General features: G+C 68.4%; 18 protein-coding genes. 10 read left to right on the top strand and 8 right to left on the bottom strand.

The window, feature by feature from the left end; translation table 11 throughout:
- Positions 1-115: 115 nt before the first annotated feature.
- Positions 116-1,981: a sigma-54-dependent Fis family transcriptional regulator gene (locus ACWEKM_RS26930; RefSeq protein WP_451623816.1), complete on the bottom strand. Its 1,866-nt coding sequence runs from the start codon at positions 1,979-1,981 to the stop codon at positions 116-118.
- A gap of 254 nt (positions 1,982-2,235) precedes the next feature.
- Here ACWEKM_RS26930 and ACWEKM_RS26925 point away from each other — a divergent pair, with 254 nt between their 5' ends.
- From ACWEKM_RS26925 to ACWEKM_RS26890, 8 genes are all read left to right on the top strand, one after another.
- Positions 2,236-4,149, top strand: coding sequence for a hydantoinase/oxoprolinase family protein (locus ACWEKM_RS26925; RefSeq protein ID WP_451623815.1), 1,914 nt, complete (start codon positions 2,236-2,238; stop codon positions 4,147-4,149).
- A 29-nt stretch (positions 4,150-4,178) separates the two neighbouring features.
- On the top strand, positions 4,179-4,607 hold the full coding sequence (locus tag ACWEKM_RS26920; protein ID WP_451623814.1) for an acetone carboxylase subunit gamma: 429 nt from the start codon (positions 4,179-4,181) through the stop codon (positions 4,605-4,607).
- A 31-nt stretch (positions 4,608-4,638) separates the two neighbouring features.
- Positions 4,639-6,768: a hydantoinase/oxoprolinase family protein gene (locus tag ACWEKM_RS26915; protein WP_451623813.1), complete on the top strand. Its 2,130-nt coding sequence runs from the start codon at positions 4,639-4,641 to the stop codon at positions 6,766-6,768.
- 40 nt (positions 6,769-6,808) lie between these two features.
- Positions 6,809-9,112: a hydantoinase B/oxoprolinase family protein gene (locus ACWEKM_RS26910; protein WP_451623812.1), complete on the top strand. Its 2,304-nt coding sequence runs from the start codon at positions 6,809-6,811 to the stop codon at positions 9,110-9,112.
- A gap of 60 nt (positions 9,113-9,172) precedes the next feature.
- Positions 9,173-10,228, top strand: a complete 1,056-nt coding sequence (locus ACWEKM_RS26905; RefSeq protein ID WP_451623811.1) for a zinc-dependent alcohol dehydrogenase family protein — start codon at positions 9,173-9,175, stop codon at positions 10,226-10,228.
- 81 nt (positions 10,229-10,309) lie between these two features.
- Positions 10,310-11,116, top strand: a complete 807-nt coding sequence (locus tag ACWEKM_RS26900; protein ID WP_451623810.1) for a hypothetical protein — start codon at positions 10,310-10,312, stop codon at positions 11,114-11,116.
- A 17-nt stretch (positions 11,117-11,133) separates the two neighbouring features.
- Positions 11,134-11,913 carry a CoA transferase subunit A gene (locus ACWEKM_RS26895; protein ID WP_451623809.1) on the top strand — a complete coding sequence of 260 codons (780 nt, stop codon included), beginning with the start codon at positions 11,134-11,136 and terminating at the stop codon, positions 11,911-11,913.
- 2 nt (positions 11,914-11,915) lie between these two features.
- Complete coding sequence (locus ACWEKM_RS26890; protein WP_451623808.1) at positions 11,916-12,563, top strand: 3-oxoacid CoA-transferase subunit B; 648 nt, start codon at positions 11,916-11,918, stop codon at positions 12,561-12,563.
- A gap of 142 nt (positions 12,564-12,705) precedes the next feature.
- On the opposite strand, the gene ACWEKM_RS26885 is transcribed toward ACWEKM_RS26890, so the two are convergent.
- The 7 genes from ACWEKM_RS26885 to ACWEKM_RS26855 all read right to left on the bottom strand — a co-directional run bounded on the left by ACWEKM_RS26885 (position 12,706) and on the right by ACWEKM_RS26855 (position 20,438).
- Positions 12,706-13,734 carry a phytanoyl-CoA dioxygenase family protein gene (locus tag ACWEKM_RS26885; RefSeq protein ID WP_451623807.1) on the bottom strand — a complete coding sequence of 343 codons (1,029 nt, stop codon included), beginning with the start codon at positions 13,732-13,734 and terminating at the stop codon, positions 12,706-12,708.
- 42 nt (positions 13,735-13,776) lie between these two features.
- Positions 13,777-15,126: an ABC transporter substrate-binding protein gene (locus tag ACWEKM_RS26880; protein ID WP_451623806.1), complete on the bottom strand. Its 1,350-nt coding sequence runs from the start codon at positions 15,124-15,126 to the stop codon at positions 13,777-13,779.
- 105 nt (positions 15,127-15,231) lie between these two features.
- Positions 15,232-16,005 (bottom strand): carbohydrate ABC transporter permease, encoded by a 774-nt coding sequence (locus ACWEKM_RS26875; protein ID WP_451623805.1) that lies wholly within the window; start codon positions 16,003-16,005, stop codon positions 15,232-15,234.
- Positions 16,006-16,067: 62 nt separating this feature from the next.
- Positions 16,068-16,946, bottom strand: a complete 879-nt coding sequence (locus ACWEKM_RS26870; RefSeq protein ID WP_451623804.1) for a carbohydrate ABC transporter permease — start codon at positions 16,944-16,946, stop codon at positions 16,068-16,070.
- Positions 16,947-17,023: 77 nt separating this feature from the next.
- Positions 17,024-18,130: an ABC transporter ATP-binding protein gene (locus ACWEKM_RS26865; protein ID WP_451623803.1), complete on the bottom strand. Its 1,107-nt coding sequence runs from the start codon at positions 18,128-18,130 to the stop codon at positions 17,024-17,026.
- 248 nt (positions 18,131-18,378) lie between these two features.
- The gene (locus tag ACWEKM_RS26860; RefSeq protein WP_451623802.1) at positions 18,379-19,104 is read right to left on the bottom strand and encodes a phosphonatase-like hydrolase; all 726 of its coding nucleotides are present in this window, start codon (positions 19,102-19,104) and stop codon (positions 18,379-18,381) included.
- Positions 19,101-20,438 carry an aminotransferase class V-fold PLP-dependent enzyme gene (locus ACWEKM_RS26855; protein WP_451623801.1) on the bottom strand — a complete coding sequence of 446 codons (1,338 nt, stop codon included), beginning with the start codon at positions 20,436-20,438 and terminating at the stop codon, positions 19,101-19,103. The genes ACWEKM_RS26860 and ACWEKM_RS26855 overlap by 4 nt, the downstream gene beginning before the upstream one ends.
- A gap of 434 nt (positions 20,439-20,872) precedes the next feature.
- Here ACWEKM_RS26855 and ACWEKM_RS26850 point away from each other — a divergent pair, with 434 nt between their 5' ends.
- On the top strand, positions 20,873-21,835 hold the full coding sequence (locus tag ACWEKM_RS26850) for a MurR/RpiR family transcriptional regulator (RefSeq protein WP_451623800.1): 963 nt from the start codon (positions 20,873-20,875) through the stop codon (positions 21,833-21,835).
- Between the two features lie 275 nt (positions 21,836-22,110).
- A partial coding sequence (locus ACWEKM_RS26845) for a hypothetical protein (protein ID WP_451623799.1) occupies positions 22,111-22,946 on the top strand: 836 nt, incomplete at its 3' end.

Raw genomic sequence — 22,946 nt, 5'->3', positions numbered from 1 at the left:
TCGAGCCGCATATGGCCGGCCCTGCCGAAGAGCCGGAAAGCCGAAGAGCCGCGAGGGCCGCGAGGGCGCGCAAAAGGATGCGAAATGCCCCCATGTGGGACGGTACTGCCACCTGTCAGGCCGTGATTCCGTACGACTGCAGCTTCCGGTACAGGCTGCTCCGCGAGATGCCGAGGTGCGCCGCGGCGGCGACCCGGTTCCCGTCCTTCTCCCGTAGTGCCTCGATGATCGCGTCACGCTCAGCGGCCTCGATCCGCGAGAGGCTCTTGCGGGACCGTGTCTGGCAGTAGCTGGGCAGGTCCTGGTTCTGGATCTCCCCCACCGGCCGCGCATGGAGCGCATGGGTCAGCGCCTCGCGCAGCTGCGACACGTTGCGGGGCCAGGTGTACTGAGCGATGGTCCGCATGGCCTGGGGGGAGAGCCGGACCCGCCGGCCCGGGGCGATCTCCTCCAGGAGCCGGTTGACGATGAGCGTGAGGTCCTCGGTGCGGCAGCGCAGCGGTGGGATGGTCACCGCGACCTCGAAGTGTCCGAGGAGGGCATGGAACGGCAGGTCGGAGTCGAGGCTGGAGTCCGATACCGTCGCGGCGAAGGTGACGGGAGCCGTCGTCGAACCGAGGGTCGTGAAGAGTTCACCGATGCGTTCGACTCCTTCTGTGCTCGCCTGGTCGATGTTCCGGACGATGCACAGGGTCTGCTCCCGGGCGCCGCCCAGCAGGGCGTCGAGGTCCCGCTCGCCACCGGACCGCAACTGGGTCGCGTCGACGGAGACACTGTGGCCACCGGGGTGGTCGGTGTGGAACAGCTCGGCGACGAGGGTGAACTTGCCCGCCCCGGTCTCGCCGAGGACGATCGTCGGAGCCTTCGCGGCGAGCGCGTCGCGCAGTTCCGAGCAGGCGCGCATCCATGCCGGGGACGAGCCGGAGGCGATCGGCACATGCGGTCGGCGCAGGTCGCCGACGAGACCCCTGGTCTCGGCGCCGGCCATCGCCACCCGGGGCAGGACACGGTCGTCGAACCCCGTCCTGGGGACGGAGGTCCCCGCACGCGACGCCTGGCCGGTGACGGTGACGGTGTCGGCGACGACGACGATGCCGGCCGTCTCGGAGCCCGAGACGATACGGGTCCCGCGGATATGGATGATCCGGCCGGACTGCAGGGTCATCGTCTCGTTCACGCGATCGCGGCGGGCCATGAGGAAGGTCGCGTGTTCCCGGACGGCCAGCTGCTCGACCGGGTCGAACAGGGCCTGGGCCGCGGCATTGGCCATGAACACCGATTCCGCGATGGCGAAGACCGCCTGTCGCATCGAGCGGGCGTCGGCCCTCAGATAGGTCTCGAACAGTGCCTGCTGGGCCTGGTTCCGGTCCAGGAGGAGGTTGCGCCCGATGTCCCTGGCCGCCGACTTGACGAGCGTGTGCACCAGCGGATTCCATGCGTCGGCCAGCGTGGAGATGTCGAGGATGCCCTCGATGCGCCCGGTCAGCGGGTCGATGACCGGCGCACCGGTACAGGCGAATGCCTGGAGCTCCTCCGTGAAGTGCTCCGGCCCGACGACGGACACGGCCTGCCCCGCCTCCAGCACGGTCCCGACCCCGTTGGTGCCCTTCTTCCCCTCGGCGTAGTTGTATCCCGGGGCGAAGTCGACTCGGTCGAGCAGCCGTCCGACCGCCGAGGAGGAGTCCCGGCGCTGGACCAGGCGGGCCCGGCTGTCGGTGAGGGCGATGACCAGTGGCAGGTCGGCGGTGTCGTTGCCGAGCTGGTCGAGGACCGGCTCGGCGCAGCGGACCAGACGGCAGCTGGTGTCGATGTCGTCGCTGAAGTCCGTGGACGGACGGGTGATGTCGATCCCGGCCCGCTGACTGCGCTCCCATGACGCGGCGAGGATGTCGGGAACGCCCGCGGCGCCCTGCCGTCCGTATTCCAGGAAGTCGGCTCGGGCAGCCGCCATACGCAGCAGCCTGCTGTTCTGGTCCGGCATACGACCTCCTCGTCGCGGCCACCGAGGCGTGCGGCCCTCACGCGTCGGGCCCTCATGATGCCCAGGGCAGGTGGCTCGGACCAACCGGCGTGCGTGTCCCAATTTGGGACACGCACGAACTCTGAGACGCCAGCACCTTGGATCTCACCGTCGAGGGCGACGGCCGGGCCGGACGCTCAGGGGGTCACCTCCGGGCAACGACCGCGTCGCTCCCGCAGATCCGTTGTGGTCCGAGTTGCAGCCCGAGGAGTGGCATGGACACCCTGATCAATATCGACAACGGTGGGACTCTCACCGACATCTGCGTCTGGGACGGAACCGGCTTCACCTTCACCAAGACCCTCACGACGCCCCACGACCTCTCGGAGTGTCTCTTCGCCGGTGTGGAGAAGGCGTCCGCGGCACTGTACGGCTCGCCCGACATCGAGCGGCTGCTGCACACGACCCAGCACATCCGGTATTCGACCACACAAGGGACGAACGCGCTCGTCGAGCGCCGCGGCCCGATGATCGGCATCCTCACGACGCTGCCGGACCTCGCGGCGGCGTTGCGGACGACCGAAGCCGAGCGGGACCTCTTCGAGGGCCTCGTGGGCGACCGCGTCCTGGTCGTCGACATGGCAGCCGACGAGGAGACGATCGACTTCGAGGTGGTCCAGAAGGTCAACCGGCTGGCGACGCTCGGGGCCGCACGTGTCGTCGTCGCGGGCGGCGATGTGGAGCAGGAGCGCCGGCTGCGGGCCGTTCTGCTGCGCAAGTTCCCGCGCCACCTGCTCGGGTCCATCCCGCTCATCTACAGCTGGGACCTGGCCGGCGACCGGAACGACCCCCGCCGGGTCTGGTCGTGTGTCATCAACTCCTTCCTCCACCCGACGATGGAGCGCTTCCTGTACGGCGCGGAGCGGCGCCTGAAGTCCTACAAGGTCGTCAACCCGCTCCTCGTCTACCGCAACGACGGCGCGTCCTCACGGGTCGCCAAGTCCGTCGCTCTCAAGACCTACTCCTCCGGCCCCCGGGGCGGCCTTGAGGGCACAGCGGCCCTGGCCCGCGCCTACGGCTTCGCGCACACCCTCATGATCGACGTCGGGGGCACGACGACGGATGTCGGTGTCGTGGTCGGTGACGAGGTCGACGCGGACGAACGGGGCACGATCGGGGGCGTCCCGATCTCCTACCCGATGAGCAGCGTCCACTCCAAGGGCGTCGGCGGGTCCTCCGTCATCGCCGCCGAGGACGGGCAGATCACGGTCGGGCCGCACTCCGTGGGAGCCGCGCCCGGACCGGCGTGCTTCGGCTTCGGGGGCAAGCAGGCGACGATCACCGACGTCAATCTGCTGCTGGGTGTCCTCGACCCGGACACCTACCTCGACGGCACGTTCCGGCTCGATGCCGAACGCTCCCGGACCGTCATCACCGAGACCGTCGCCAACCCGCTCGGGATCAGCCTGGAGGAGGCGCTGGTCCGGATGGAGCGGGCCTATTTCGAGGCGCTGTCCTCGACGTTCGCCCACCTGGTGCGGGAGAACACGACGCTGGCCGCCTTCGGCGGGGCCGGACCGATGAGCGCCACCGGCGCCGCCCGGCCCGCCGGGGTGAGCAGGGTCCTGATCCCGCGCACGGCTGCGGTGTTCTCCGCGCTCGGCATCTCCTTCTCCGACATCGGCAAGACGTACGAGGCCGGCGTGGACGAGCCGACGACCGCGGCGACGAGGAAGACGTACGACGAACTCCTCGGCCGGGCCGAGCGCGACATGTTCCAGGAGGGCTATCCGCTCGCCGACTGCGACGCCTCGTGGCAGGTGATCGTCGAGGAGGAGGACGGGACGCCGGTGTCCCGCGCCCTCTACCGTCCGGGCGACGCGGTCGACCATCCGGAAAGGCGTGTCTCCCTCCAGCTCACCATCACCGCGCCACTGCCCCACCCGGAGCTGACCCTGGATCAGGAGGTCGAGACCCGGCCCGCGCCGTCCGTCGGGACCCGCTCGGTCCGGTCGGCCGCCGACCGTGTCGACGAGGTGCCGGTGCACGTCCTGGCCAAGCTCAGCCCGGGAGACACCGGGGAAGGCCCGGCGATCGTCGAGGGGCCCTTCTTCACCGCGCGCGTCCTGCCCGGCTGGACCTTCCGAGTCACCTCGGCCGGCGATCTCCTCCTCCACGACACCCTCTGACGGCCACGACCCTGCGAAGGAGGGCTCCCATGCGAGTCCCCATGACCGAATACCTCGTCATCGACCTCGCCACCGAGCGTTGGGTCTGCCGCGTCTGCGACCAGGACATGGGCAGTGCGCACGGCAACTACAAGGAAGGCACTCTCGTATACGACCGGGACCCCCGGGAGATCCACCAGCCGATCATCGACCCCGAGCGGTACGAGTTCACCTTCTCCCCGGACCCGTACTACTGCCGGATCCTCGAGTACTACTGCCCCGGCTGCGGCACCCAGATCGAGGCCGAGTACCTCCCGCCCGGCCATCCGCCGACCGTCGACATGCTCATCGACGTCGCCGCCCTTCGGGCGCAGTGGGATGAGCGCGGCGTGGACCCGGAGGAGGTTCACACCTACGGGCCCGGCGAGGACGCCCAGAAGCACACCGCCGCCCTCAAGGCCATCGGCCACGTCCGCTGAATCCGCACCCCGCGAGCCCCCAGGAGTACCCATGAAGCGTATCTCTGTCGACATCGGCGGTACGTTCACCGACTGCTTCTTCGTCTGGGACGACCAGTATGTCGAGGCGAAGGCCCTGACGACCCATCACAATCTCGCCCTCGGCTTCAACGAGGCCCTCGACCTCGCGTGCAAGAGGGCGGGACTCGACCGGGGCACCGTGCTGAAGAAGGTCGACTCCGTCCGCTACGCGACCACGCTCGGTACCAACGCGCTGATCGAGCGCAAGGGCCCCAGGGTCGCCGCGATCGTCACCCACGGCTTCGAGGACATCATCCCGCTGTCCCGGGGCCGTGGTTACGGAGAGGGCCTCGACTATTCGATGCAGCAGAACCTCCCCGCGGCCGAACGGCCGGAGCCGATCGTGCCCCGCCACATGATCCGTTCGGTCAAGGAACGCATCAACTCGGCGGGCCGGATCGTCGCCTCGCTCGACCCCGAGGATGTCCGCCTGGTCGTCCGCGAACTCGTCGATGCCGGCGCGGAGGCGATCGTGGTCTCCCTCGTCAACGCGACCGAGAACCCCGTGCACGAGCTCGCGATCCAGGAGATCCTCCTGGAGGAGTTCCCCGCCCATGAACTCGGTGCCATCCCCGTCCTCCTCGGCCACCAGGTCTCCGGCCGCAAGGGTGAGTACGTCCGGGCGACCTCGACGATCATCGACGGCTTCCTCCACGAGATCATGTTCCACGCGCTGTCCCAGCTGTCGAACAACCTGCGCGACTCGGGTTATGACAAACCGATGCTCGTCATCCACAACTCCGGTGGCATGGCGCAGATGAACTCCACCGACGCCCTCCAGACGATCCACTCCGGCCCGATCGCCGGTGTCGGGGCGGCCGAGCACCTGTCGAACGAGACCGGGCTCGGGCACGTCATCTCGACCGACATGGGCGGCACGTCCTTCGACATCGGACTCGTGCCCGAGGGCGGCGTCAAGCACTACGACTTCCTGCCCACGATCGACCGCTGGCTCGTCTCGGTCCCGATGGTCCACCTCGACACCCTGGGGGCGGGGGGCGGGTCGATCGCCGCTTACGACCGTATCCACGACTCGATCAGGATCGGCCCGGAGTCGGCGGGTTCGAACCCCGGTCCGGCCTGCTACGACCGCGGTGGTCTGCGCCCGACCGTGACCGACGCCGACCTGCTGCTCGGCTATCTCGACCCGGAGAACTACGCGAACGGCTACATCAAGCTCAACGCCAAACGCTCCCGGTTCGCCGTCGAGGAGACCCTGTGCGACCTGCTCGGCATGACCGTCCTGGAGGTGGCGCGGGCGATCAAGGACGGCGTGGACGAACAAATGGCGATCGGCATCGGCAAGGAGCTGCGGGTCCGCGGCTATCTGCCGGAGGATTTCACGATGCTCGCCTACGGCGGCAACGGCCCGCTCCACGCGTGCGGCATCGCCCGGCACGCCGGGATCAAGCGGGTGCTGGCCCCGCCGTTCTCCTCCGTGTTCTCCGCCTGCGGCGCCGGGAACATGAAGCAGCTCCACTTCCACGAGCGCGGCGTTCACGTGACGATGTACAACCCGACGACACGTCATCTCTACGACAGCTACGACGAGTTCAATGCCGTCGTCGAGGAGCTTGAGGCGCGCGGGCGGGAGGACCTGGTCCGCCAGGGCTTCGCCGCCGAGGACGTGCAGCACCGGCTCGAACTCGACATGCGCTACGGCAATCAGCTGCTCACTCAGGCGGTGGCGCTGGAGGACATCACCCGCATGAACGGCGTCGGCGACGTCCTCACCATGATCAAGATCTTCGGCGATGTGTACAGTCACCGCTTCGGGGCGTCGAGCGCGGCCCCCGAGGCCGGCATCCGGTGCAACACGGTCCGGGTCGCTTCCTACGTCGACGGTGCCGTCGTCGGCTTCGACACCCTCGATGCCGGGGGGAGCCGGTCGATCCCGGTCGAGGTGTCCCGCCGCAACGCCGTCTTCATCGGCCACGCCGAACCACTCGACACACCCGTCTACGACCAGAGCGCGCTCACGCACGAGCACGTCATCCATGGTCCGGCGATCGTCACCTCGGAGAACACGACCTATCTCGTCGAGCCCGGCTGGCGGCTGGAGCCCACGCGCCAGGGCGCGGTCTGGTTCCTCCAGGACTGACCCGGCCCACCCACGCGCGCAGCAGAAGGAGCCCATTGACATGACCACCATCGACGACAGGCCCTCGGCGAACCTGACTCCCCAGGAGCAGGAATGGGTCGACAAGTTCATGGACGAGACGACCCTGTTCCTCGGCCCGGACCCCGACATCATGCGTGACCACAGCATCTCGTCGCGGAGCGCGCACGAGGAACGGGCGATCGCGGCCGGTGTCGACCGCCTCCAGGTCGAGCGCATCCGCAAGCGCATCGCGGGCGCGCTGGACGAGGGATACGAGATGTGCGAGGCGCAGGGAGCGGCGCCCGGCGCGAAGTGGGGTGACCTCACGACCGCCATCTACACCGCGGGCGGGGACGTCTCGTATCTGTCCTGCCATGGTGTCATCGCGTTCAGCGCGATCCTCCACCATCCGATCCGCTACATCATGAAGTACTGGAAGGACGAGCCGACCGTCGGGATCCACGAGGGCGACGGGTTCATCCACAACGACGCGCGGTTCGGGAACATCCACAACACCGACCAGTCGATGATCATGCCCGTCATCAGGGGCGGCGAGATCATCGCCTGGGTCGCCGCGACGATCCACGAGGGCGAGAACGGGGCCTGCGAGCCCGGAGGCATGCCGTCGGGATCGGAGACGCCCTTCGACGACGGGCTGCGGATGAGCCCGTTCAAGATCGTCGAGCGGGGACGGCTCCGCCGTGACCTGCTGACCTTCCTCCAGCACTCGGTGCGTGACCCCAAGCTGCAACTCGCCGACCTGAAGGTGAAGATCACCGCGGTACGCAAGATCATGGAGCGGGTCGACAAGATCATCGACGAGGTCGGGGTCGACACCTTCGTGGCCGCCCTGCGCACCACGGTCGAGGACGTCGACGCCGAGGTGCGCCGCCGGATCAGCGAACTGCCCGACGGCACCTATCGGTTCGACCAGTTCATGGACTCGACCCTGAAGGAGAACATCCTCATCAAGTTCGCCTGCAAGATCACCGTCAAGGGCGACAAGATGACCGTCGATCTGCGGGGCACGGGACCGGAGATCCTCAACCGTGCCATCAACAGCCCGCTCTGCTCGGTCAAGTCGATGTTCATGCAGGCGATCCTCGCCTTCTGGTGGCCCGACCTGCCGCGCTGCACCTCGGCCATGAGCTGCATCGAGATCATCTCCGACGAGGGCACCTGGGCCGACGCCTCCTACGACGCGCCGATGGGGCAGTCGCTCCAGGCGTCGTTCCGCGGGTTCTCCGCGATGCAGGCGCTGTACAGCCGGATGTCCTTCTCCACCCCGAAGAAGTACAGCAACGTCGTCGCCAACTGGTTCAACCAGATCAACACCTTCCTGTGGGGCGGGATCACCCAGCACGGCGACATGGTCGGAAACCTCTGCGCGGACCTCAACGGCATGCCGGGCGGCGCCAAGCCCTTCCGCGACGGTGAGGACGCGGTCTCCCCGCTCTTCTGCGCCATGGCCGACACGGCCGAACAGGAGGTCATGGAGGAGGAAGTCCCCTTCATGCAGCTCGTGTCCAAGCGGCTCGTCCGCGACAACATGGGCTTCGGGAAGTTCACCGGAGGAATGGGCTACGAAATGATCGTCGCCGCCGAGGGCACCCCGCAGTGGGGCTTCATGACGGTGACGTCCGGGGCGAAGTTCTCCTCCATCTACGGCATGTACGGCGGTTACGGCTGCGGCACCCACCCGCTCGCCATGGTCAAGGGCACCAATGTCTACGAGCACATCCGCCGGGACAACAAGAAGTTCGACCTGTCGATCGAGAAGGTCATGAACGAGCGTCCCTTCGAGGACGGCCGCTACTCGACCTACCACATGGGCCTGCAGTTCGACATCGCCAAGGACGGCGAGCTGTACATGATCAGCCAGGGCGCCGGCGGCGGCTACGGCGACCCGCTGGAGCGGCTGCCCGAATCGGTCGTCAAGGACGCCGAACTGGGACGGATCAGCCAGAAGGTCGCAGAGGAGGTCTTCGGGGTGCGCTACGACCCCGAGACGTACCGCCTCGACGTCGAGGCCACCGATGCCGCGCGCGCCGCCGCCCGCACGGCCAGGCTCCGGCGGGGCAAGCCGTACGCCGAATTCTGCGCGGAGTTCGTCAAGCCCGAGCCTCCCAAGGACCTGCCCTACTACGGCTCCTGGGGTTCGGACACCGAGGACATCACGGCGACGGTATTCACGATCGACGGCCCGCGGCGCGTGACGGCTCCGCTGAAGGAACTCCCCATCGTCATGGTCCCCGACCGCCGCGACGTCACCATCGCCCGGCTTGAGGAGCGGGTCCGCGAGCTGGAGGACAAGCACGGTGAAGAGGTGCACCGCAAGTCCTGACGCGCCCCCGACCCGTCCGCTCAGCAGTGCACTGCACTGCACTGCACAAGGAGAATCGCCATGAAGGCTCTCGTCTACCACGGCGTCGGCCGCAGATCGTGGGACACCCTCCCCGACCCGACGATCGAGGCACCCACGGACGTGATCGTCAAGATCGACGCCACCACCATCTGCGGCAGCGACCTGCACATCCTCAAGGGCGACGTGCCCTCGGTGACCGAGGGCCGGGTCCTCGGGCACGAGGGCGTCGGGACGGTCGTGGCGACCGGCAGCGCCGTCACCACCCTCACCACCGGCGACCAGGTGATCATCGCCTGCATCAAGAACTGCGGGCGATGCGCCTACTGCCATCAGGGGCTGCACTCCCACTGCGCCGGTGACGAGGGGGCGCCCGGCATGGGATGGATCCTCGGCCACCTCATCCACGGCACCCAGGCCGAGTACGTCCGTGTGCCGTACGCGGAGACCTCGCTGCACAAGCTGCCCGAAGGGGTCACCCCCGCGCAGGGTGTGATGCTCTCGGACATCCTGCCCACCGGCTTCGAGATCGGCGTTCGCTACGGGCGGGTCAAGCCGGGCGACACCGTGGCGGTCATCGGCGCCGGGCCGGTGGGCCTGGCGGTGTCGGCCACGGCCGGGCTCCAGGGCGCCGCGCGCGTCATCGCGATCGACGTCGACGGCCACCGCGCACAGCAGGCACTCTCCTTCGGTGCCACGCACGCCGTCGACTCCGGCAGCAACGGCTGGCGGGACGAGGTCCTCGCGCTCACCGACGGGGACGGGGTGGATGTCGCGGTGGAGGCGGTCGGTGTCCCGCAGACCTTCGCCATGGCGCTCGACCTGGTCCGTCCGGGCGGGAACGTCGCCAACGTCGGAGTCCACGGCAAGCCGGTGGAACTGCCCCTCCAGGACCTGTGGATCAAGAACATCGTGATCTCCATGGGCCTGGTGAACACCGACACCCTGCCGATGCTGCTGCGGCTGGTGCGCGACGGGCAGCTGCCCGTGGACCGGTTCGCCAGCCACCACTTCCCGCTCGACCGGATCCTCGACGCGTACGACACCTTCGCGGACGCGGCCAAGACGAACGCCCTCAAGGTCATCCTCAACGGCTGAGCCGGCCGCCCTCACCCGGTGGGGAGCCGCAGCACGGCTCCCCACCCTCGTCCGAGCCTCTCCTCGACCCCGGGAACACCCATGGACACGGACTTCGCCTCCCTCCTCTCCGCCCCGCCCTCCGGCCGGCCGACCGCGCTGATCATCGACCACCAGCGCTACGCCCGCGCGGTCATCCTGCAAGGCCGCCCCATCCCGTGGACCGACCCGGTCGCCTTCGCGCAGTACACCGGGCAGGCCCAGGGCCTGCTCGGCCCCGACACCGTGCTGCTGGATCTGGGCGCCTACTACGACGACGCCCTCGCCCGCCGGGACGCGCTGCGGGCCGACCTGTCCGCCCGGCCACGGACCGGGTACGCCCTGCGCACGATGCTGGCCCACGAGCGCACCGCCCTCGCCGCCGTCGAGCTGGCCGAGCTCGTGGCGCGGACCACGGCCGCGCCGCTCGTCGTGCAGATCCCGTCCCCGATGCTGTGGCTGGCGCTCACCCACGAACTCAGCGGCGCCGGTCCGCTCAGCGACCTGACCGCCGACCACGCGGAAACCGCCGCGATGTACGTCGCGGACTGGCTGCGGCGGCTGGCCGCGGCACCGGTCTCGATGCTGCTGCTCGACGAACGCGACCCACGCGCCGACCTGTTGCCGCAGGTCGACGACAGTGCCTGGGCACCGGTCGGCAACGTGACCGACCACTACCGCTGGGCGCTGGGCCACCGGACCGGTCACGGTGTGCGGGTCGCCGGTTCCGGGCTGACCGGACCGCGGATCCCGCAGGAGTTCTGGCACGGTGACGGCGTGGCGCTGCCGTCCGGTGATTTCCTGCTCGCCGACATCCCCGCGGACGCCGCGCCGGAGACCGTCCTCGCCCAGCTCGCCAAGCTCAACTGACCGGGGAGGAACAGACGGTGGACAAAGTGGTCGGCACCGCGGCCGAGGGCGTGGCAGGCATCCGGGACGGGGCATCGATCGCCTCGGGCGGCTTCGGTATCTGCGGCATCCCCGCCGTGCTCATCGACGCGGTCGTCGAGGCCCGCGTGGGGCGGTTGGAGATCTTCTCCAACAACTGCGGCACCGACGGCGTGGGCCTCGGCAAGCTGCTCGACCGCGGCCGCATCCGCAGGATCGTCGCCTCCTATGTGGGAGAGAACAAGGAGTTCGCCCGGCAGTACCTCGGCGGCGAGCTGGAGGTCGAACTCACCCCGCAGGGCACCCTGGCGGAACGGCTGCGCGCCGCGGGCGTCGGCATCCCCGCCTTCTACACCAGGACGGGCACCGGCACCGCGGTCGCCTCCGGCGGCCTGCCGTGGCGGTACGCTCCCGACGGCACGGTCGCTCTCGCCTCGCCGCCCAAGCCGGCCGCCGAGTTCGACAGCACGTCCTTCGTGCTGGAGCGGGCCCTGCCGGCCGACTTCGCGCTGGTGCGCGCATGGAAGGGAGACCGGCACGGCAACCTGGTCTTCCGCAAGGCCGCCCGCAACTTCAACCCGGTCTGCGCCATGGCCGGCCGGATCTCCGTCGCCGAAGTCGAGCACCTCGTCGAACCCGGCCAACTCGACCCGGACACGATTCACCTCCCCGGCATCTACATCGACCGCGTTCTCCCTCTCACACCCGACCAGGCCGCGGCCAAGGGCATCGAACGACGGACCACCAGGCCCCGCCGCGGCGTCGGACGAGGAGCATGACCATGGCACTGACCAGAGACCAGATGGCCGCCCGCGCCGCGCGGGAACTGCGCGACGGCGACTATGTCAACCTGGGCATCGGGCTGCCCACCCTGGTACCCGGTCACGTGGCCGCCTCCGTGGAGCTGGTGCTGCAATCCGAGAACGGCATCCTCGGCACCGGCCCGTACCCGTACGACGGGGACGAGGACCCCGACCTGATCAACGCAGGGAAGGAGACCGTGACGGTACGCCCCGGCGCCGGCTTCTTCGACTCCAGCACCAGTTTCGGGATGATCCGCTCGGGCCGGATCGACGCGGCGATCCTGGGGGCGATGCAGGTGTCGGCCCGGGGCGACATCGCCAACTGGATGATCCCGGGGAAGCTGGTCAAGGGGATGGGCGGCGCGATGGACCTGGTCCACGGCGCGCGCAAGGTGATCGTGCTGATGGAGCACGTGGCCCGAGACGGCACCTTCAAGATCGTCAACGACTGCTCGCTGCCGCTCACCGGTGCCCGCGTGGTCCACCGGATCATCACCGACCTCGCCGTGCTGGACGTCACGGACCGCGGACTGCATCTGGTCGAGTGCGCGCCCGGGGTCACCGAGGCCGACGTCCGAGCGGCCACCGAACCCGAGCTGATCACGACCGGACCGGCGCACGGCTGAGCAGGCCCGGATCACCCTGGCGTGCGCTGACGGGATGCCAAATGCGGGTGGAGCACAGGGTGTCGCCGTCGGCGTTCGGATCCCCGCCAGTAGCTCGACGTCGCGCCCTCCCAGGAGAAGCCGCCTTCGCGCGACGACAGGTCTACTTCTCCGGCGGATAGTCGGTCAGTGAGCGGCCCTGGATGTCGGGCGAGAAGTTACTGGTCCAACCGACCATGAACCGCTGGTACTCCTTCGGCAGCCGCCCTACTAGCTCAACCGACGGTTCGCTGCCAGGAGGGGTGGCCCAGAATGGTGGCGCGTACCAACCGATCACGAGTAGCCGATCGCGCCCGGACCGGATGATGCCGCCCGAGTGTACGAGCGACTCGAAGAACAGCAGTGTCGATCCGGCCGGTGCCTCGACATGGTGGATCAGCGACGGGTCCACCTCTGCGGCGTCGATGAGCGGCTGCAGATCCACCTCCCCCGGGATCTTGTGCGTGCCGGCGATCACCGAGGTGCCGCCGTCGTCCGGGCCCAGGTCGGTGAGGTTGGTGAGCGCCACGACGAACGGGAAGTGATAGAGACCGTTCGCGATCGTGCCCGCCATCCCGACGGAACCTCGATGCCATCCATAGGCGTTGGAGTTCCCGTGCTCCTTTCGATCCGGGTCCGCCGGTGCGCGGCGGATATGTGCCTGTGAGTTATGGAGCCGAGCCGGTCCACCCATGCTTTCTTCGGCCATCCCGACGATGCGCGGGTGGGTGAGGTAGTCGAAGAAGGCCGGCGAAACGTGAGGAAGGTTCGCAAATTGGAAGATGTCTTCTGTATGGCGCCGCACAAACGCTGGTCGCAGGTCCTCGAGGCTGTCGCCGCCAAGGGCACGCCGCTCGATGTTGTAGATCTCGTTGCGCAACTGGTTGACCTCATCTGGCGTGAGTACGTTCTCGATCACGACGTAGCCGTAGATGTCCAGGTGCAAGCGCTGCGCGGGCGTGAGCGCAGGGGTCGGGCGCGCGAAACTATCGAGGCTGCGGTTTGAAATCGGGCGGTCGTTGAGATGGGCCTGCCCGGCCTCACCCGACGGCGCGAGCAAGCGGCGGCGCTCGTCGACCTCAATGTAGCTGTTCAACACTTCCTCAGGTATGGGGCGGATTGAGACGGCTTTAGCTCGGTTCGTATTGGACATTGGTCAGGTTCCTTTCTGGCGTTTGGTTGAGTGGTTGCTTCGTCACGACGGCAACAGCGATTTGACCTGGCTTGCGGCGTGGTGGAGGGCTTGGGAGGCGGTCTTCTTGCCGCTGGTCGCGGCGAGGACGGCGTCCTGGAGGGACTTGCTGATCTCGGCGGTATTGGTGCCCGGGAACTGGTACCAGGGGATGATGGCCGGGACCTCACTGGTGGCGGCCGCGCGCAGCGGGTCTTTCGCCAGGAAGCCGCCCAACCCGGAGGCGTCTTCGGCTGCCGCCTTGTTGACCGGCAGATAGCCGCTGGCCTCGGTCTGGGCCGTGGAACCGGCCTTGCCGGTGAGGGCCTGGACGACCTGCCAGGCCGCGGCCTGCTTCTTGGCGTCCTTGGTCAGTACGACGACCCCGGCGCCGGCTGCCGGTGTGCGAAGTGTGCCGCCGTCGGGGATCGGGGTCCTGGCCGTCTTGAGGGTGAACGATGCGCCCTTTTCGAACGACCCGAGCATGGCACTGCTGGTGATGAGCATCCCGAGGTCACCGCTCACAAAAGCCTGCTTGGAATCATCGCTGTTGAGAGGGGTCGAGTAGCCGTCCTTGATCAGCCGCGCCCAGAAGTCGAGATGTGCGATCGCCTTGTCCGAGTCGAAGGTGATGCTCTTCTCGTCCGCGCTCATGAAGGAGCCACCGGCAGAGGACAGAAACGTCTGGTAAGGCCAGATGTCCTCCGAGTCGTACGCAACGCAGGCGCCATAGCGTGCGGCCTTGGACTGGACGAGTTTGGCGGCGGCAGCGCGGAGTTCGCTGAACGTGCTCGGCGGATTCGCGGGGTCGAGTCCGGCGCGGGTGAACTGCTCGGCGTTGTAATAAAGGACCAGGACCGAGGCACAGTACGGGATGGCGTAGGTCGACTTGTTCCGCTTTCCGAGGGTCAGGAATTTCGGGTAGAGCTGGTTGCTGTAGTCGCCGCTGAGCGTCAAAAACTTGTCGAGTGGCAGGGCCAGCCCCGCGTCGGCGTAGGTGCGGACGTTCTGCAAACCAACCAGGGCCATGTCATCACCCTGGCCGGCGGTCAGGTCCGATTGGATCCGCTGGGTGACGTCGTCGTAACTGACCGAGGGAAGTTTGACCAGCTTGGCGGTCACCCCGGTGCTGGCCGTGAACTGCGGGCCGAGCATCTGCTTGAGCGTGCTGTCGAAGCCGGGGTTGTTGATGTAGACGATCGAGACGGTCTGGCCCTTGGCCGCGGCCGCGACCTCGTTACGGTTGGTGTATCCCGGGCTGCTGGTGTTCTTGGGCGCTCCGCTGCCGCAGGCGGCGAGCATGCCTGCCGTGGCGATGCCTCCGCCGAGCGCGAGGAAGCCTCGGCGGTCGAGGGCGTGGTGGGTGGGCTGCACTGCGAGCTCCCTGGGTGTCTGCCGGTGGTCGGTGGTCAGTGGTTGGTGAACGGTGGTCAGTGAACGGTGATGGGTGATGGGTGTGAGGGCGAGAAACGTGGTGAGTCAGTCGGCCGCGGCCGAGGGGGCGAGGCCCTGGACGAACTGGCGTTGGGCGAAGCACAGGGCGATGACGAGCGGGATCGCGGCGATGGCGGCGGCAGCCATCTGGGTGCCGTAGTTCGAGCCGCCCTCGCCCGAGGCGAATTCGACGATGCCGTACGGCACCGTGGCCGAACGCCCCGTCCGTAGCACGACCGACGGCCAGAACAGGTCATTCCAGTGCCCCATCACGCTGAGCACGCCGAACGCGGCCAGTGCGGGGCGGACGTTGGGCAGCACGACGCGCCAGACAACGCCGATCGGGCCGACACCGTCGAGCCGCGCGGCATCGAACAGCGACTGCGGGATCGTGATGATGAACTGCCGGAAGACGAAGATTCCGAAGGCCGAGGCGACGAACGGCACGATCAACGACTGCAGCGTGTCCAGCCAGCTCATTCGTGAGAGCAGCAGAAAGACGGGCAGGGCGACGATCTGGGTCGGAATGGCCAGACAGACGACGACAACCCACGTGGCAACACCTGAGCCGCAAAAGCGCAACCGTGCCAGGGCGTACCCGGCCGGCAGGCAGGTGAGTATCTGGCCGATGTAGATGGCGGTGACCGAGAGCAGGCTGTTCCAGTAGTAGTGCAGCCACGGCGCGTTGTTCCATGCCTGGGCGAAGTGGCTCAAGGTCAGGCCGTGCAGGCTCAGCGTTCCCCGGAAGATCCACTGGTCCGGTGTGACGGCGGCGCGGAGCATCACCAGGAAGGGCAGCAGCACCAGGAAGCCCGCCAAGGCCAGGACAAGGTGCAGCGCGATCTGCCCGAGGGGCGGCCGACGGCGCGGCCGGGGTGCGTTCATCGGGCCGCTCCCTCGTTGAGCCGCCGCCCGACGGTCATGAGCTGGATGCCGACGAAACCGATGACCACGATCAGGATGGCAAGGTCGATGACGGCGCCGCCGCCGAGATCGTTGTAGTGGATGCCCCGTTGCCACAGCAGATAGGACAACGTGGTGGTCGATCCGAGCGGGCCGCCTTGCGTCATCACCTGGACCTGGTCGAAGACGCGCAAGGAGTCCCGGGTGTCGATGACGAGGGCCAGGACCGTGGCAGGGCCGAGGGCAGGCCATGTGACGTGCCAGAACCGGCGCCAGGAGGTCGCTCCATCGAGAGCGGCGGCATCGTGCAGGTGCCGGGGCACCCCCGACAGTCCGGCGAGAAAGATGACGATGGTCGTGCCGAGTGCCTGCCACACACCGACCATCGACACCGCGACGATGGCCAGGTTCGTCGACTGCAGCCACCCGCTGATCGGGATGACCGCGCCCACCGTCTGATCGATGATCCCGGTGTGCGGGTAGAACATGAAGCGCCAGGCGACGGATGTCGCGGCCAGGGTGGATGCCACCGGCAGGAAGAAGACGGTGCGCCACAGCATCGCTCCGCGTCGAACGTTACTGATTCCCACGGCGATGGCCATGCCCAGCGCCACCGTGGTCGGCACCGTCAACGCGGTGTATTCGAGCGTGCGGAGCGCGGCGGACCGCAGTTCAGGGCTGGTCAGGATCTTGGAGAAGTTCGCGAGGCCGACCGCGTGGCCCGTCTGGCTGAGCGGATCCCAACGGAAGAAGGCGAGGACGCTGACCGCCAGCAGCGGCAGCATCACAAACACACCGAGGAGCACCGTGGCGGGAGTGCACAACAGCCAACCGATCACACCGTCGGTCAGGCGCATCCGTGGCCGGTGGTTCGCCGACGGCCTGGAGGAATCGAGGCCAGCCTGTCGCTCTTCGGCTCGCTCTTCGACGTACGTCATCGCAGGCCGTCCACGTTCGCAGAAGCCAGTGGGGTCGCCCGATCGTCGCCACCCAGTCGTGTGCCGTCCGAGCCGAACAGGTGGAGGTGCTCGTCGGCCGCCCACACCCGCAGCTCCGAGGACAGCGGCTGATCGGCCGCGACCCGCACGCGCAGGGTCTGATCCCCCGCTCCGCCCACTCGCACCACGACGAGGCGTTCGGTTCCGAGCAGTTCGCTGGAGACGAGCGTGCCCGAGACCGACCACCGGCCCGGCGGCGGATGACCCATTACCAGGTGCTCTGGGCGCACACCGAGCGTCGCGATCCGATGCCGATCCCCCACCCTGGTCACGCGGTGCGGCAGCGGGATCGACTCGCCCGCCGCGCCGTCCAGTCGAAGCCGACCGGCCTCGGCCGTGCCGGGCAGCAGGTTCATCATGCCGAGGAAGCCGGCCACGAAGGGCGTGGCCGGGGTGTTGAACGCCTCTTCCGGCGATCCGACCTGCTCGACAGCGCCGCCGTTCATCACCACGATGCGGTCCGCGAGGCTCAGCGCCTCGGCCTGGTCGTGGGTGACATATACGACGGTCATGCCCAGGCGCTGCTGCAACGCCCGAATCTCGACGCGCATATCGACCCGCAGTTGCGCGTCGAGGTTGGACAGCGGTTCGTCCATCGCAACGATCGTCGGCCGCCGGACCAACGCACGCCCGATGCCGACTCGCTGCTTCTGCCCGCCGGACAGCTGGCGCGGCCGGCGATCGAGGAGGTGGCCGATCTTGAGAACATCGGCGATCTCGCGGGTCCGCGCCTCCTGTTCGGCTCGCGGTACCCGACTCATCCGAAGGGGGAAGGCGATGTTGTGCGCGACAGTCTTGTTCGGATACAGGGCGTAGTTCTGGAACACCATCGCCACACCGCGGCGGTGCGGCGGCACATGGGCGGCGTCGCGGCCCTGCAGATGGATTGCGCCGACGCTGATGGACTCCAGACCGGCTATACACCTGAGCAATGTGGTCTTGCCGCAGCCGGACGGCCCCACCAGGACGACGATCTGCCCCGCCTCCCCGCGCAAGGTGACATCGCGAAGCGCCAGGGTGCCGCCCTGATACTCCTTGGACACCGCGCGGCACTCGAATGCCGGTGGTTCGGCGGATGGTTCGGAACCAGGGTGAAGCAGAGGTGCGCGTGCAGCAGCAGTCATCGCAGAGGTAGCCACCGCAGCGGTAGTCGTCGCAGTGGTGGTCACCGCAGCGGTGGTCGTCCCAGCGGTGGTCAGCGCAGCGGTAGTTGTCGCAGCGGTAGTCGTCGTGGACAGCCGGGCGTTCGTACCGCGGGTCGGCCGATGCGGCGGCGGTGCGGTGGGCCCGGTCATGCGATCGCCTCGGGGAGCCGCAGGGCCACAGCCAGCAGTGCGGGAAGGTCAGCGATGCTCGTGAGCAGGTGGGTGTGGCGGATGCGGCCGAGCGTTGCGCTGTCGTCGGCTCCGCTGAGGACACCTGCCACCACGGCGGCGCCGGCGTTCGTACCGGAGAGCAGGTCGGCCACGGTGTCTCCGGCGACGAGCACCCGGCCGACATCGAGCACGCCGGTCAGTTCCATCGCCCGGAAGATCAGGTACGGGGCCGGCCGGCCGCGTGCCACCTGGTCGGCGCTGACCACCGCGTCGACAAGGGTGCCCCGCCATCCCAGCGGGCCCAGGATCGCGTCGGTCACCTCGCTGTCGAAGCCGGTGCTGAGGGCGACCTTGACCCCGCGCCCGCGCAGCTCGCGGAGCACGTCCTCCGCTCCGGCCAGCGGCCGTGGCGGGTCGGCCCGGTAGGCGGCGTCGAGTCGCCGCCGGAAATCGGCGTAGACACGTGCCACTTCGGCGTCGTCGGGTGCGGAACCATGGGCCGACAGCAGCCCACGGACGGCTTCGCGTTTGTCGGTGCCCGTCCAGCGGCTGATGTCAGCCGACGTGGGAGTGGCTCCCGCGGCTGTGACGGCCTCCGCGAGTATCCGGTAGACCGTGCCGCCCTCGTCGATGGTTGTCCCGGCGATGTCGAGGACCGCCAGTTCGATCGCGGCGTCGGCCGCGGTGTGCAGGGATGTCATCGGGACTCCAGGTCGGACGGCGATGCCGGGACGGTCATGACGGGCGGTCGGGCAGGCGCCTGCTGATGCGCCGCGAGCAGCTCGGCGCGGATACGTTCGCCCACGATCTCGGCCTCGCCCGGCTGCAGTGCGGTGGGATTGACCAGCAGGCGGCGGAGCTGACGGTCGTGGTAGAGGAATACCCGGGGTTCGCCGTCCAGCAGGCGCCGGGCGATCTCCCGCACGTCCCGGCCGGGGCGCTCTGGTGAGAGCGTGATCACCGCGGTCGGGACGAAGAACTCGAAGTCGTCTTCTTCGACGGTCACTTCGGCTCCCGGGACGGATCCCACCCGGGCTGCCACCAGCTCCGCCTGGGCGCGCAGGCCCGCGCGGACCTGTTCTTCGTCGCTGGCCAGGTAGCGTTTGAGCGCTTCGTACAGGCCGACGATGGCCTCGCGGGAGACCTTGTGCGGGCGGCCGATGGCGAAGTTCGGCCCGGAATGCGCGAGTGCCGCCTCGATGAGATCAGCGCGGCCGCACAGCAGCCCGGTGTTCTGCGGGCCCTTGAGGAACTTCCCGCCCCCGAGCGTGACCAGGTCGGCGCCCTCGGCGACGAACCTCGTCAGATTCGCCTTCGGCGGGAGCATCCCGGCCGCGTCCACCAGCAGCGGCACACCGTGGCGGTGCGCGATCCGCGCGGTCTCGGCGACGCTTGGCCCCACCTGACGAAGGCCCGGACCCAGGACGTAAAGGACGGCGGCGGTCTGCTCGTCGATCGCGTGGTCGAGCTCCTCCGGTTCACATTCGTTGATGCTGCCGGCCTCGACGAAGTCCGCGCCGGTGTACCGGGCCAGGTAGGTGAAGCGGCCCCGGTGCGCCTTCTGGATCACTACCTTCGAGCGAAGGCCCGCGGTATCCGGCAACTGCCGCACCCTGGCCAGGTCAGCGCCGGTCATGGCGGCGGCGACGGACAGCACGATCCCGCTCGCCGCGCCGCTGGTCACCATGCCCGATTCCGCGCCGGTGACGTCGGCGATGTACTTCCCGACCGCCCGGTTGAGCTCGAAGATGCTGACGAACTGCCGGGAGGCGTCGGCCATCGCCGCCCAGACCGCCTCCGGTGATCTCGACCCCCCGAACGTGGTCGTGGTCCCTCCGGCGTGGATCACCGGCCGGACCCCCAGCTCCTGGTACACCGATACGCCGTTCTGCTTCCTTTCGGCGCCGCCGGGCAGGTCGGCGCGCCGACCCGGCGACCCGGTCGAACGCTCCCCGCCTTCCGCTCGCGGGGCTGCCCCCGCCGCGACACCGAGCCGACGTGCTGTGTCCGGCTCCGCCGTATCCGGCTGTGTCATTGTTTCGGCCTCCCTGCCTGGTCGGCTCGCGCCTGCTGCGAGCGATATGCCGGCGGCAACAACGTCGAAGCGGTGCCGCCGCAACGGAAAGCTAGGCAGCCGAGGTTGCCCCGGAGTAACCCCGAGATGAATGAATGGCACTGGATTCTTTTGATCAACAAATCTCGCGGAACTCGATTTCATGAACAGCAAGGCAGATTCCGGCCGACACGGCGGCGGCCGGCCGAGCATGCCCGTCCCGGCCTCGTCCGCACTGGTCACGGCAGGCAGGAGCCGTATCTGGCGGGCACACCCCAGGCGGGCTATACCATCGGAGGGCCGCGGAACAGGCTCCGGCGCATCACAGGGCGGCCGGGGATCCAGCTACCGCGAACCAACCTGCTGGCCTTGCACGGCATCCGATTCCGGTAAGGTCAGGCACATCCGACGATGCGATGCCACTCAAGGAGGCCGCCACGAACCCGCATCAGGGCACACCGATCACGGCGCCGTTGACCGCACCCGGTGAAACCCCGCCCGACGACCTCGGAGCCCAGCCGCCGGTCGAAACCCTCGCCCGCATCAGATCCGCAGCCCCCGCGCTGCGGGGCGTCGCGCGCCGGATCGCCGATACCGTCCTCGCCAGGCCGCAATGGGTCATGCAGGCCACCATCGCCGAACTCGCGGAAGCCGCCGCGGCCTCGCCGTCCTCCGTCGTCCGCGCATGCCGTGAACTCGGCTTCCAGGGCTTTCCCGACCTGAAGCTCATCGTCGCCAGAGATCTGGCCCGCACCGAGAGCACCGAATTCCAGCAGCACATCCCGTCGACCGAGCCGGACGACGCCCCACCCGCGACCACCCTCGAACGAGTCCTGCGGGCCGGCGCCCAGTCGCTCATCGACGCTCTGGCCACAGTCGACCAGCAGAGTTTTGAACACGTCGTCACCGCCGTCGCCCGCGCCCGCCGGATCCTGTTCGTCGCCGTGGGCACCTCGCGCACCCCGGCAACCGACGCCGCGCAACGGCTCACCACCATCGGCCTGCACGCCTTCGCACCCGACGACGTATGGTCCCAGCACGTCATGGCCCAGCAGCTCAGCCGCGAGGACGTATGCATCGCCATCAGCCGGACCGGGGCCATGCGCCCCACCCTGGAAGGCGCCCACAAGGCCCGCGAAGGCGGAGCCGTCACCGTCGCCCTCACCAGCTACAGCAACACCCCACTTGCCACGATGTGTGACTACGCGCTCATCGCCGGCGCACCCGAACTAGGCTTCCGACTCCAGGGCATGACCAGCCAGTTGGCCCTCCTCGCCATCCTCGACGCCCTCTACAGCGCCGTCGCAACCCAGATCGGCTCACGCGCCGCCGTCGGCTTCAACGCCATCTCCGCGGTCACCGCACAACACAACACCTGACTCAGACCATGCGGCTGCGGAATCCCAGCCCCATATCGCGACCCCGGGAGGCGGGCCGCTGTGGGTGTCGCAGGTCCGCCCGGACCTCGCGCACAACACCACCTGCCCCCTGCAAGCAGGGCCGATTCAGCAGATGTTGCAGCCCGGTTGGGTTCTCATGCCCGACGTACTTCCGTACCACACCCATTGCCCCAAGCAGCATCGTTGCATTAGAGTCTCACATCTAGGGAATATTGATCCCTAGATCGAGCCCGTCTCCCACGTCAAGGACGGCCGTGCGGATATCGAATGTGACGGGGAAGGGAGATGGCCGGATGTGTTGCGAAGACGAACACATGCCGCCCGTGGTCGCGGAGATGCTGGCGCGGTATCGGACGCTTTGTGTGGAGCGTGGGTACGACTGGGGCAACGAGCGGGAAGACGCCCTGGCGACGGCATTGAGGGCGTTGCTGGGCTGGTGCGACCAGGACAGGGTGATGGCCGCCCGGAGAATGGTCTGGGGACTGAACGCGCCCGGGGTGAATCCCGCCGCGGTTGTCGAGTCTGTGGTCGACGCGTTGCCCGATCCACTGCCTGTGGGTCTTGCGGTGGTGCACGGCGGGGGCGTGCGGGTGCGGACGCCTGTGCCGTTTGCGACGGTGCGCCATCCGGTCCCGTATCAGGTCTTCGTGCTGGGTGGCCACGACGCGCCGTTGGCCCTGGTCGATGCGGTGGCGAGTGTCGATCAGCCCGAGATTCGGGTGGACGGCCGGCGCGTCCGGGCGGTGGAACCGGTGGCGAGTGGCACGCTGCGCCTGGTGTCGGATGCGGTGTCGCGGTGGCGGGTGTGGGATGAGCGCGGTGGCGCATGGTTTCCCGACGGCGTCCTGCGCAAGTACGACTACCACGGCCGCCCGTTCTTTCACGGTAATGACCTCACCGTCGAGGTCCCAATCGGCAGGACGGTGGTCGAGATCGGGCGGGGAGGCGAGTTCCTGCCCTCGCAAGTGGAGATCGATGTCGTGGCCGGGGCGGAAGAGGCCGTGGAGCTTTCGCCGGTGCGGCTCTACGACGCGGCGGCGCGCGGGTGGTACGGCGGGGACCTGCACGTGCACATGAACTACTCCGGTGA

The organism is Streptomyces sp. NPDC004752 (genome assembly GCF_053601275.1).
The sequence above is the reverse complement of the archived record's forward strand: the minus strand, read 5'-3'. Positions and strand labels throughout refer to the sequence as shown.

Excerpts from the sequence above, each read along its gene's own strand:
- ACWEKM_RS26930 (WP_451623816.1), bottom strand. The coding sequence starts at position 1,981 with ATGCCGGACCAGAACAGCAGGCTGCTGCGTATGGCGGCTGCCCGAGCC.
- ACWEKM_RS26925 (WP_451623815.1), top strand. The coding sequence starts at position 2,236 with ATGGACACCCTGATCAATATCGACAACGGTGGGACTCTCACCGACATC.
- ACWEKM_RS26920 (WP_451623814.1), top strand. The coding sequence starts at position 4,179 with ATGCGAGTCCCCATGACCGAATACCTCGTCATCGACCTCGCCACCGAG.
- ACWEKM_RS26915 (WP_451623813.1), top strand. The coding sequence starts at position 4,639 with ATGAAGCGTATCTCTGTCGACATCGGCGGTACGTTCACCGACTGCTTC.
- ACWEKM_RS26910 (WP_451623812.1), top strand. The coding sequence starts at position 6,809 with ATGACCACCATCGACGACAGGCCCTCGGCGAACCTGACTCCCCAGGAG.
- ACWEKM_RS26905 (WP_451623811.1), top strand. The coding sequence starts at position 9,173 with ATGAAGGCTCTCGTCTACCACGGCGTCGGCCGCAGATCGTGGGACACC.
- ACWEKM_RS26900 (WP_451623810.1), top strand. The coding sequence starts at position 10,310 with ATGGACACGGACTTCGCCTCCCTCCTCTCCGCCCCGCCCTCCGGCCGG.
- ACWEKM_RS26890 (WP_451623808.1), top strand. The coding sequence starts at position 11,916 with ATGGCACTGACCAGAGACCAGATGGCCGCCCGCGCCGCGCGGGAACTG.
- ACWEKM_RS26885 (WP_451623807.1), bottom strand. The coding sequence starts at position 13,734 with ATGTCCAATACGAACCGAGCTAAAGCCGTCTCAATCCGCCCCATACCT.
- ACWEKM_RS26870 (WP_451623804.1), bottom strand. The coding sequence starts at position 16,946 with ATGCGCCTGACCGACGGTGTGATCGGTTGGCTGTTGTGCACTCCCGCC.
- ACWEKM_RS26860 (WP_451623802.1), bottom strand. The coding sequence starts at position 19,104 with ATGACATCCCTGCACACCGCGGCCGACGCCGCGATCGAACTGGCGGTC.
- ACWEKM_RS26855 (WP_451623801.1), bottom strand. The coding sequence starts at position 20,438 with ATGACACAGCCGGATACGGCGGAGCCGGACACAGCACGTCGGCTCGGT.
- ACWEKM_RS26850 (WP_451623800.1), top strand. The coding sequence starts at position 20,873 with ATGCCACTCAAGGAGGCCGCCACGAACCCGCATCAGGGCACACCGATC.